The organism is Thermostichus sp. MS-CIW-25 (assembly GCF_054060015.1).
Window position 1 is genome coordinate 19,047 of record NZ_JBSSCS010000011.1, and the last position, 11,325, is coordinate 30,371.

The 11,325-nt window shown below is 59.3% G+C and carries 6 protein-coding genes; 2 read left to right on the forward strand and 4 right to left on the reverse strand.

The features are described from left to right. Nucleotides 1–115: 115 nt before the first annotated feature. On the forward strand, nt 116–487 hold the full coding sequence (locus ACVWZ1_RS05940; protein ID WP_457502837.1) for a HesB/IscA family protein: 372 nt from the start codon (nt 116–118) through the stop codon (nt 485–487). A 35-nt stretch (nt 488–522) separates the two neighbouring features. On the opposite strand, the gene ACVWZ1_RS05945 is transcribed toward ACVWZ1_RS05940, so the two are convergent. The 4 genes from ACVWZ1_RS05945 to ACVWZ1_RS05960 form a co-directional block, all read right to left on the reverse strand. Next, nucleotides 523–1,755, reverse strand: coding sequence for a hybrid sensor histidine kinase/response regulator (locus ACVWZ1_RS05945; RefSeq protein ID WP_457502838.1), 1,233 nt, complete (start codon nt 1,753–1,755; stop codon nt 523–525). Between the two features lie 34 nt (nt 1,756–1,789). Next, on the reverse strand, nt 1,790–6,112 hold the full coding sequence (locus tag ACVWZ1_RS05950) for a PAS domain S-box protein (protein ID WP_457502839.1): 4,323 nt from the start codon (nt 6,110–6,112) through the stop codon (nt 1,790–1,792). 241 nt (nt 6,113–6,353) lie between these two features. Continuing rightward, on the reverse strand, nt 6,354–9,143 hold the full coding sequence (locus tag ACVWZ1_RS05955) for a cation-translocating P-type ATPase (RefSeq protein WP_457502861.1): 2,790 nt from the start codon (nt 9,141–9,143) through the stop codon (nt 6,354–6,356). A 111-nt stretch (nt 9,144–9,254) separates the two neighbouring features. Further along, the gene (locus ACVWZ1_RS05960) at nt 9,255–9,605 is read right to left on the reverse strand and encodes a hypothetical protein (protein WP_414408361.1); all 351 of its coding nucleotides are present in this window, start codon (nt 9,603–9,605) and stop codon (nt 9,255–9,257) included. A gap of 234 nt (nt 9,606–9,839) precedes the next feature. Between ACVWZ1_RS05960 and gltX the strand changes: the two genes are divergently transcribed. Further along, nucleotides 9,840–11,279, forward strand: a complete 1,440-nt coding sequence (gltX, locus tag ACVWZ1_RS05965; RefSeq protein WP_457502841.1) for a glutamate--tRNA ligase — start codon at nt 9,840–9,842, stop codon at nt 11,277–11,279. Nucleotides 11,280–11,325 lie beyond the last annotated feature (46 nt).

The following is an 11,325-nucleotide window of genomic DNA, read 5'->3' on the forward strand; positions in this document are numbered from 1 at the left end:
CCGTACTGAACATATTATACATTATTTTCAGTATAGTTGAGCTTATTATTGACTAGAGTCATGCTCTCGCTGGCCGAGAAAAAACCCTTGATAGGATGGGGAGTAGAACGTACCCTTGAGCCTTCTCGTCATGATTACCCTGACCGATAGCGCCATCCAAGAGTTGAAGCGCCTGCGCAGCAAGTACGAAAAAGAGGGATCCCAGCCCATCCTGCGTCTGGGGGTCAAGCCGAGCGGCTGCTCTGGCCTCTCTTATGTGATGAACTTCGAGTCTCAGGCCAACTCTGACGATCATACCTTCGACTTTGGGGATATCCAGGTGGCAGTGGATCCCTTGAGTATGACCTTGATCAGCGGCACCACCGTCGACTTTTCCGAGGATCTGCTGGGGGGCGGTTTCCGCTTCAGGAACCCCAATGCAATAGCTAGCTGTGGGTGTGGCACCTCCTTTGCCACTGCTGAGACTGCTGCTGTCGTTGGTCACTAAAGTCTCAATCGCTGCCTCCCACCCGCCTTTGGGCGTCAACGGTTGGAGGGCTCTAGGCTGGGCAGCCAAAGGACAAACCAAGTCCATCCCTTCTGGCTGGTGACCCGGACTTGGCCCTGCAGATACTCCACCCAATGCTTCACCAAGGCCAGTCCAAGGCCGCTGCCCGGCTGCGCCCAGGGATCCTCAGAGGGCACCCGGTAAAAGCGTTCGAAAAGGTGGGGCAGGTGGTCAGGCTCGATTTGGGCGGTGTTGCCAATCCTTAGCTCAACCCCACCGGGAAAGGCTTGCACCTCCAAGCGGAGGGTTCCGCCCGGCTGGGTAAACTTGCAGGCATTTTCCAGCAGTTCCTTCAGGATCAGGGTTAGCTGCTGCGGGTAGCTGTAGAGCACTGCGGGAAGTGAGGTCAGCTCCGCCATCTCCAGCTTCAGTTGCCGAGCCTGAGCCCGTTCTCGCACCCCGTCGAGCAGGCTTGTGCAAAGGCTGTGGAGATCGATGGCGGCAGCCGCAGAGCTCAACTCTTTGGCTTCTAGGCTCTGCAGATCCAGCAATCTGTTGATTAGCTCGATTTCAGCTTGACATTCTTCCAGGGCAATGCGGTGGTATTGGCACTGCTTCTCGTTGAGAGGAGTGCGGCCCAACAGTTCCAGGGCCAGCTTGATCTTGGTGAGGGGAGTGCGCAGCTCGTGAGAAACGCTGGCCAGAAAGCTATCCTTAAGGCGGCTGAGCTGCTGCAAGTCCTGTACCTGGCAGGCCAGCTGGGCGGTACGTTCCTGCACTTTGGCTTCTAGGGCTTGGTTGAGTTCCCGCAGGTGGCGTTGGGCTTGGCTGGCCTGGATCAGGTGACGGATACGCCGCTTCAAAACCGCCCAACGAATGGGCTTGGAAATGTAATCGCTGGCCCCGGCAGCAAAGGCTTCATCCACGCAGGACTCATCTTCCAGCGCCGTGACGATGAGAATGGGCAGATCCGAGTTTTGAGCATGGAGGCGGCGACAGCACTCAAACCCATCCACATCCGGCATGACCGCATCCAGCAAGACCATATCCACTGGGTGTTGAGCGGCTAGCTGCAGACAGACTTCGCCGCTGCTGGCTTCCAGGACTTGGTAGCCTTCTCGCTCAAGGGCGTAGCGAACCAAGATTCGCTGGCTGGGCTCATCGTCCGCGATCAACAACAACGGCTTCTTTTCAGGAGAGGGGGATCCCGCCTTGGCCCCAGGAACCGCCGGCGAGCTGGCCGGAGGGTGGGGATTGGGCTTCAGCATAGGCATCGAGAGGAGAGGGAGAAAAGCTCTGCACTCAGAGACTGAGGATAACTTGCCGATATGCCACCTCCAGCTTCTGCAGGGCTTGCTCTATAGTATCCCATTTTACAGAACTGGCTGGCTCGGCATGAACCAGCTTTTCCAACTGCTGACACAGCTCGGCCAGACGTTTGGCGCCTAGGGTGCTGCTGCCGCCTTTGAGGCGGTGGGCCAACCGAGCAATGGCTTGGGGATCCCGCTGCTCTAGGGCCTGCCGCAGGGATCCCAATAGAGCTTCGCTGTCCTGCCGGTAGGTTTGGATCATCTCCTGCCAGGCTTCTGGAGAGCTGAAGACTGCCCGCATCTGGGCGAGGATAACGGGGTCGAGGGGCGGATCCTCTTCTTGGCTGGCCGGGATGGGAAGGGGAAGGGATCCCTGAAGAACCCGGACTAGGGTAGCCGGCTCCAAGGGTTTGGTTAGATAGCCATCTACCCCAGCAGCTTGGGCAGCAGCACGGCCTTCCGAAAACACATTGGCCGTGAGGACAACAATGCGAGGCTGGCGCTCAGGAGGCAGTTCAGCGCGGATGCGACGGGTGGCCGCAAGACCATCCAGCTCCGGCATTTGCATATCCATCAACACCAGATCGTAGGGTCGCAGGCGCAGAGCTTGGACGGCTTCCAGACCGTTGCCGACTATGTCGGGCCGGTAGCCCAATCGCTCCAGCATGAGGCGAATCACCTTCTGGTTAACCGGGTTATCCTCTGCCACCAGGATCTGAAGCGGGTAGCGGCTGGCCAGGGTCGCGTCCCAAATGGAGGGAGGAGCGGCGGGAGAGGAAGATAAGGAGGAAGGAGCTTTTTCTCCCACAAGCCCCAGCAGCAGCTTCCGCAGTTGGGAGGCTTTGACCGGCTTGGCCAAAGTGGGGAGAGGGTCTGCTGTGGAGATGAAGTTGCGCCCCGTCAGCACTAGCGGTAACAGGCGGGGTTGCGCTGTCTGCAGGTCAGCCGCCAGGGTCAAGCCATCCCGGTCTGGCAGGGTGGCATCCAGAAGGGCCAGGTCAAAAGGACGAGTTCTAACTGCAGCCTGGGCTTCTGCCGCCAAGGCACAACAGGTTACCTCCATGCCCCAAGCGCTCAGCAGTCGGGATAGCAACTGCCGTTGACTGGCGTTGTCTTCCACCAGCAAAACCCGCTTGCCGGCCAAGCACGGATCCGGTGCGGCGGTTGGCAACAGCTCCTGGTCTGGCCTCTTTAGGGGGATGCGAAAGCGAAAAGTGGATCCCTGGCCCGGCTGACTTTCCACCCCGATTGCTCCCCCCATGAGCTGGCAGAGACGCTGGCTGATGGCCAAGCCCAGGCCGGTGCCCCCAAACTGGCGGCTGATGGAGCTATCCACCTGGCTGAAGGGCTTGAAGAGGCGATCCAATTTTTCGGGGGGAATGCCAATGCCTGTATCCCGCACCTGAACGTTGACCCATTGCTTTTCAGGATCCCTCTCCCCGGCCTCGACGGTCACCACCACCTCTCCCTGGGGGGTGAACTTGATGGCGTTGCTGAGCAGATTGGCCAGGATTTGGCGCAGCCGGTTGGGATCCCCTATCAAGGTTGGCGGCAGGTTGGGATCCACCCAGGCCATCAGCTCCAGATCCTTGCTCTGGGCTTGGGCGGCCATCAAATCCAGCAGCTCTTCCACCAACTGCGGCAAGGAAAAGGGTATTTCCTCCAGTTCCAGCTTCTGGGACTCGATCTTGGAGAAATCGAGGATGTCGTTGATCAGGTTCAGCAGCACCTCGCCTCCATAGCGGATGGTCTGTACCCAATCCTGCTGCTGCGGATCCAAGGAGGTGTCCAGGAGTAGACTGGTCATCCCCAAAATGGCGTTGATGGGGGTGCGGATCTCGTGGCTGATGGTGGCCAGGAACTCGCTCTTGGCGCGGCTGGCGGCTTCGGCAGCTTCCTTAGCTGCTTTCATCTGCTCTTCTGCCAGCTTGGCTAGGGTGATATCCCGTCCGGCGGCGTAGACCAGGGATCCGGCCAAAAAGGCTCGCCACTCGATGAAACGATAGCTGCCGTCCTGGGTGCGGTAGCGGTTGACGAAGTGATCCAGCCGTTTCTCTTCGACAAGCTGCTGCATGGCGGCCTGTGTGGCGGGGACATCTTCCGGGTGAACCCACTCCAAAAAGGGTCGGCTCTGCAGCTCCTGCAGAGAATAGCCCAGCGTAGTCTCCCAGGCGCGGTTGAGACGGCGAAAGTACCCTTGGGCATCGGCAATGCAGAGCAAATCCAGAGCCACCGAGAAAAACTGCTCCAGCTCCGCTTCTGCCGACTTGCGGGCAGTGATGTCCACCGCGGTAAACACCCAACACGGGATCCCGCGCAAGACAAGGGGCTGCACAAACACGTCTTCCCAGACAACTCGGCCATCCTGCCGCTGCCATTGCCACTCAAAGCGGGCGGATCCCTGGCAGCGGGCCTGCTCCAAGTAGGACTGCAGCGAGAACTCCCCGCCCCGAAGAGCCTGGCGATAGGGAGACTGCTCGGAAGCGTCGAAGGCTCGCAGCTCCTCCAAACTGGAGAAGCTATAGGCCGCAATGGCCTGGGAGTTGGCCTCCAGGATCTCGCTCGTCTCTGCATGGCGGATGAGGATGGCCACAGCGGCATTCTCAAACAGCGCCCGGAACTTCTGCTCGCTTTCCTGGACGGCCTGCTGGGATCGCACCCGGTCGGTTACATCGCGGACGATCACCACCACCTCTTGGGCGTTGAGGGGCACAATGCGCACCTCTTCGTGGCGGGTCTCTCCTTGAATCTCGATGCTTTGGTCGTAGCGCTGCCGCGTCTGGGTAGCTATAGCCTGCTGAACAAAGAAAAGCCGCCGCTCGGCCAACTCCGGTGGCAGGAGCTCTTGGAGGGATCGGCCCACGTAGGTGTCGGGTGAGCTATAGGGAACAACCTCGCCCCCCCAGACAAAGCTCAAGCAAATGCCCTGGCTATCCAGGCGGAAGATCAAGTCGGGAATGGCTTCTAGAATGGCTCGCTGCACCTGTTCAGCGGCTTTCAAGGCCAGCTCTGCCTGCTTGGCTTCTGTAATATCCCGCACGATCACCAGGACTTCCTGGCTGTTCAGAGGCACAATGCGGGCTTCTTCGTAGCGTACCTCCCCTTGAACTTCAATGCTGTACTCGTAGCGCTGTTGGGTTTGGGTGGCCAGGGCTTGCTGAACATAGAAAAGCCGCTGCTCTGCCAGCGCTGGCGGCAGAATCTCCTGGAGGGATCGACCTAAGTGGCGCTCTGCTGGGCACTCAAGATGGACATCGCCGCCGGAAATAAAACTCAGGCAGATGCCCTGGCGATTCAGGCGAACAATAAGGTCGGGGATGGCTTGGAGAATGGCCCGCTGGGTGGCTTCCATTTCTCTAAGGGCCAACTCCGCCTGTTTCCGCTCGGTGATATCTCGCACCAGGATGTAAACTTTGTCTCTCCCGTGAGCGACAACGCAGGCTCTCCGATAGCAGCGGATCCCCGGCTCAATCTCAACTTCGTACTCTAGGTACTGCGGCGTCTGGCTGACCAAGGCCCCCTCCGCCAGAGATGGATACTGCTCTTTCAGCGAGCCAGTAAACACGTCTTGGGCGCGGCAACCCACGTAAAACTCAGGCGGATGTCGGGTGGGAACGTAAGGGGAAGGCTTGCAATGAAGAATGACTCCCTCGGCGCTGAGCTCAAAAATCAAGTCGGGAATGGCCTCGTAGAGGGCGCGGTAGCGAGACTCGCTTTCCTGTAGAGCCCGCTCCATCTTGACCCGCTCGCTGATGTCGCGGCTGGTGATGAGGATCCCGTCTCCCACCGGCACCACTTGGTGATGGATCCAACTGGCCTTCAAGCCCGGCTGCCCCGAAATGGGGAACTCCTCTTCCAGAGGAATGCCGGTTTCCACCACTCGCTTGTATTTCTCAAAAAAGCCCCCCCAGCGGTTGATGGGCAGCAGCTCGCACAGCCGCTGGCCGATGATCTGCCGGCGCTGGAGGGAAATGAGCTCTTCCCCCTTGGCGTTGACATCCACAAAGACAAAGTCGCGGATCTCGCGGGTAGCGGGATCCCGCACCGCCTCCAGCAGGTAAATAGCATCCAAGCTGGCTTCCAAGGCTGCCCGAAAACGAGCCTCTGGGCTGGGGGTGCCTCTAGGAGGTTGGAAGGGAAATCTTCGAGAAAGGGATCCCAGGATCCCTCTGAAGACAGAAAGCGGCTGACTTTCCCCCAGGCTGACGCCAAGCAGCAGGAGAGCCAAGAAGAGGGATCCCAGCAGCCAAAAGGCAAGGCCAGAGGGATCCACCAGGCCCACCGTTTTCCCTACCGCCCATAGCTCTCTGTGCATAGAACCCGGAGATTCCTGCCCCCTTTCCACAGTATCCCAGCAAGTCTTTCCAGCTTATCTTGGAGGTCAAAAGGGGAAGCTCAGCTAACTTGCGGAAATGGCCTCTATGCAATGGGCAGGATTCCTCAAGAGTGGCTTTTTGGGGAAATGAGTCTTGGCTCAAAGCTTTGTTTCTGGGTGCAGTAGGGAGAGAGACTCTTTATTGTGAAGATGCTTTATTGTGAAAAATAATTGTGAAGATTCAGCGGGATCCCTTGCGCCAGCGGCAATAGAGTTTTTCCAACTCCACCCAGACCATAACCACGGTGCTAAAGCCCAAGCAGATCAAAAGTTCAGTGCGGGTTAGCTCCTCTGTGCCAAAGAAGCTGCGCAAGAAAGGCACATAGAGCAGAGCCAATTGCAAGAGCAGAGTGGTCAGGACCGCGCCCAGCAGGTAGGGGTTGGAGAAAGGGTTGGTCTCGATGGTGAGCTTCTCGTTGGAGCGCACGGCCAGCGCATGGCCCATCTGGGCGATACACAGGGTGGTGAAGACCATTGTGCGCCAGTGGGGGATGTAGGCTTCCACAATGGCCATCATGAGGATTGTGGAGATGGCAAAAACCACGCCGATGCGCACCATGTAGGCTCCCAGCCCCTGGGCGAAGATGCTCTCTTTGGGGTTGAAGGGGGGGCGCTGCATCACCCCTGGCTCCGCCGGTTCCAAAGCCAAGGCCAGAGCGGGCAGGCCATCGGTCACCAAGTTCATCCACAAGATCTGTAGGGGTGTCAGCGGCACATCCCCCAAGCCCAGGATGGGGGCAGCAGCCACTGTCAGCACCTCACCGATGTTGCTGCCCAAAATGTACTTCACAAAGCGGCGGATGTTGCTGTAGACCACTCGCCCTTCTTCAATGGCTGCCACGATGGTGGCGAAGTTGTCGTCCAGCAGCACCATGTCACTGGCCTCTTTGCTCACATCGGTGCCCGTGATGCCCATGGCGATGCCAATATCCGCTTGGCGCAGGGCAGGGGCGTCGTTGACCCCATCCCCGGTCATGGCCACAAACTCGTTTTGCTTTTGCAAGGCCTGGACAATGCGCAGCTTGTGTTCGGGTGCCACGCGGGCATAGACCCTGACGGTTTGTACCGTTTGCAGCAGCTCCTCGAAACTCAAGCGGGAGAGGGTACGCCCGTCAATCGCCTGATCCTCCGACTCGAGAATGCCCAGCTGGCGGGCAATGGCAACAGCTGTCAGTTGGTGGTCGCCGGTAATCATCAACGTGCGGATCCCGGCTTCTCGGCAGCGGGCCACGGCCTCTCGTGCCTCTGGTCGCGGAGCATCGTGCATCCCCACCAAGCCCAGCCAAACCAGGTTGTGCTCCACCTCTTCCCCGTTGTCCGGGATCCGCTCTAGCCTCTGGGTGGCTACCCCCAGAACCCGGATACCTTGGGCGGCCAGGCGGTTATTGGTGCCGAGGATGGCCTGGCGATCGGTTTCCGACAGTTCCTGCCAAGTTCCCCCTTTCTGGATGCGATCACACCGCTCCAGCACCAGCTCTGGGGATCCCTTGGTGTAGACGCAATAGCCGCCGTTTTCCTGGATCACCACGCTCATGCGTTTTCGTTCTGAGCTGAAGGGAAGCTCCTGCACCCGTGGGTAGCGCTCCTGTAAAGAGCCTTTGTGGAGGTTGGCCTTGGCGGCTGCCACCAGCAGGGCGGCCTCGGTGGGATCCCCCAGGATGGACCAGGTGGGCGTTGAAGGGGGGGAAGAAACTGCAGACCGAGGGTTACGCCCGGCAACAGGTTGGAGACTGGCCTGCAACAGGGCATCGTTGCAGAACACCACGGCCCGCAAGATGGCCTGCAAATCTGGGGCGCTCTCCGGATCCATGAGCTGGCCGCCGCAGTAGAAGGAGCCCTTGGGGATGTAACCGCTGCCGCTGACGTGGTAGTGGCGGTCGGGGGTAACGATGTCGGTCACCACCATTTTGTTTTCCGTGAGGGTGCCGGTTTTGTCGGAGCAGATGGTGGTCACGGATCCCAGGGTTTCCACTGCTGGCAGGCGGCGGATGAGGGCATGGCGGCGCACCATGCGTTGGGTGCCAATGGCCAGGGTGACAGTGATCACCGCGGGCAGCCCCTCTGGTACCACGGCCACGGCCATGCTCAAGGAGGTTTCCAGAAGCGAGGTAAAGGGGGCCATGCTCCCGGCTTGCAGCAGCCCTATCCCCACCACCAAGGCCACCAAAGCCAGGGATCCCGACACCAGCACATTGCCCAGTTGGCTCATGCGCTTCTGCAGCGGGGTGGGCTCGGTCTCCACCGTTTGCAGCAGCTTCGCCACCTTGCCCAGCTCCGTGTTCATGCCGGTGGCAGTAACCAAGAGGATCCCTCGCCCCTGAATCACTTCGGTGCCCATGAAGGCCATGTTGCGCCGTTCCCCCAGCTCGATATCCGGCGGGAGGACGCAGTCTGCCTGTTTGGTTACAGGGGTGGCTTCTCCGGTCAAAGCTGCCTCTCGCACCTGCAAGTTCACGGCCTCGGCCAAGCGCCCATCGGCTGGGATCTGCACCCCCGCCTCCAGCAACACGCGATCCCCCGGCACCAGTTGGCTGGCTGGAACTTCTTGCCACAGGCCATCCCGCTCCACCCGCACAGTAGGGGAAGCCAGTTTTTTCAGGGCCGCCAGCGCTTTTTCCGCCCGACTTTCTTGCAAATAGCCCAGGCCACCGTTAAGGCCAACGATCAACAAAATGGCCAGGGCATCTTTGGGAAACTCGCCTTCTTGCAAGTCCAAAGTGGCTGAGATCGCGGCTACAGCGATCAGCATCAGCAGCATGACGTTGCGGAATTGATCCAGCAGGACTTGCCAGGAGCTACGGCCAGAGGAGGTGATCAGCTCATTGGGGCCATACTCCCGCTGCCTCTGGATTACCTGCTGAGTGGTGAGGCCGCGATCGGGATCGGTCTGCAACTTCTGGATGGCGGCGGCAAGGGTGAGGCTATGCCAAGCAGGGACAGAGGAAAGGGAGGATCCATCCGGTGGGATCATTGCGGCCACTCAAGGGTTCTTGCCGAATTTTGACATACTCCCCGCCCCACAGGAGGAGGATTCTGACAGCAGCAGACCGGTGCTGGAGTAGGCCCTGAATACCTGCCTTGCCTAGCGCAAGATTTCAAAATCCAAAACGGGCTCTGTCTGGGTGACGCGGTAATATCCGGCCTGGGTACGAACCGAAGCCTGATAGGGGCTGGGCAAATCCAGCGAGCGCAGGGGTGGGATGTTGGTGCGCTGGTTCAGCAAAGTCGTGAAGAAGGCGGTGGTTTGTCGAGCCTGGGAGCGCACCACTTCTTCAGGGAAAGTGACCGGATCCACATTCCTACCTGTATCCAACAGGATCCTGTCTAGGGCATCTCCCACCGGATAAGAAGGATAGGCAATTTGGGCCAAGGCGGATCCAGCCGGGATCCCGGCGGATAGACAACCCAGAAGAATGGCCGAAGTCAGACGCATGTGCTGTGATTCCTCCTGCGCTACAGCTTTTCCTCAACACCGGAAAAAAGCGGGGTTTGAACGTTGCTCATTGACTTGGATCCCCATGAAGCCTACCTTTTGACCGGCAGCTAAGGCGGATTCTACTCGAAATGCCTCGATTGGCAACCGCCTGCAACCCAATAGAACGCCAACATGACAAAGGATCTCGCCGCCGACTAGGATCGGGATACTCTGCTTGGGATCCTTAGACCTGTGAGTGTTTGTGTTCGCATTGCCCCCAGCCCAACCGGAAATCTGCACATCGGCACCGCCCGAACGGCAGTGTTCAACTGGCTGTATGCCCGTCGCCACGGTGGCCGGTTCATTTTGCGCATCGAGGACACCGACCGCGACCGCTCTTTGCCCCGCTACACCCGCAACATTTTGGCGGGCCTGGCCTGGTTGGGCCTAGACTGGGACGAAGGGCCGGTCTACCAATCCAAGCGCATCGAGCGCTATCAAGCGGTGGTACAGCAGCTTCTGGATCGAGGGTTGGCCTACCGCTGCTACGTCAGCGAGGCGGAGCTGGAGGAGATGCGCGCTGCCCAGAAGGCCGCCGGCAAAGCCCCCCGCTACGACAACCGCCACCGCTTTCTCACCGAAGCCCAGCGACGAGCCTACGAAGCCGAGGGTCGGCAGCCGGTGATCCGCTTCAAAATCGAGGAGCCCCTGGAAGTGTCTTGGGTGGATCTCATTCGCGGCCCCATTACCTGGAACACCCAGGATTTGGGAGGAGACATGGTCATTGCCCGAGCGGATGGCTACCCTCTCTACAACTTGGCGGTGGTGGTGGATGATATTGACATGGGCATCACCCATGTGATTCGCGGCGAAGATCACATCGGCAATACCCCCAAGCAGATTTTGCTCTACCGTGCTCTTGGCCACGAACCTCCCCAGTTTGCCCATTCTCCGCTAATCCTGAACCCGGAGGGGAAAAAGCTCTCCAAACGGGATGGGGCAACTTCGGTGACGGAGTTCCAGCAGCTGGGCTTTTTGCCGGAAGCTCTCAAGAACTATTTGGCTTTGCTCAGTTGGTCGCCCCCGGATGGGGAAGAGCTTTTCTCTTTGGAAAAGGCGGCTGCGCTGTTCGACTTTGACCGGGTTAACCGTGCGGCTGCCCGCTTTGACTGGGACAAGCTCAACTGGATCAACAGCCAGTACATCAAGCGGCTTTCTCCGCCAGAACTGGTAGAACGGCTCACCCCCTTTTGGCAGGCGGCAGGGTTTGACCTTTCCGAGGTGCCGGATCCCACCTGGTTAGAAGATGTGGCCCGCCTGATTGCCGATGGCATCGACCGCCTGGCAGAAGCTCCTCCGCTCAGCCGCTTTTTGTTTCAGGAGCCCCTCTGCTACACGTTGCCAGCTCTGGAACAGTTGCGCCTGCCCGGGGCGGCAGAGGCTATGGCTGCAATGGCCACCACGTTGGCTGCTGCCGAGCTGCCCCAGGTTTCGGCGGACAGCTTAAAACCGCTGGTGGATCAGGTGGCCAAGGGCCAGAACATGAAAAAGGGCCTGCTGATGAAGAGTTTGCGGGCCGCCCTGACAGGGGATCTGCAGGGGCCGGATTTGCTGCAGTCTTTTGCGCTTCTGCAGCGGCGGGGCTGGGCCTTGGGGCGGTTAGAGGCTGTGCAGAAGTTGGTTTCTTGTTGATGGAAGTTTATCTCTTGCTGTTAAGCCTTCGGTTGCCTCTGTTGAA

Coding starts and splice junctions, on each gene's coding strand:
- ACVWZ1_RS05945 (WP_457502838.1), bottom strand. CDS start 1,755: ATGCTGAAGCCCAATCCCCACCCTCCGGCCAGCTCGCCGGCGGTTCCT.
- ACVWZ1_RS05950 (WP_457502839.1), bottom strand. CDS start 6,112: ATGCACAGAGAGCTATGGGCGGTAGGGAAAACGGTGGGCCTGGTGGAT.
- ACVWZ1_RS05955 (WP_457502861.1), bottom strand. CDS start 9,143: ATGATCCCACCGGATGGATCCTCCCTTTCCTCTGTCCCTGCTTGGCAT.
- ACVWZ1_RS05960 (WP_414408361.1), bottom strand. CDS start 9,605: ATGCGTCTGACTTCGGCCATTCTTCTGGGTTGTCTATCCGCCGGGATC.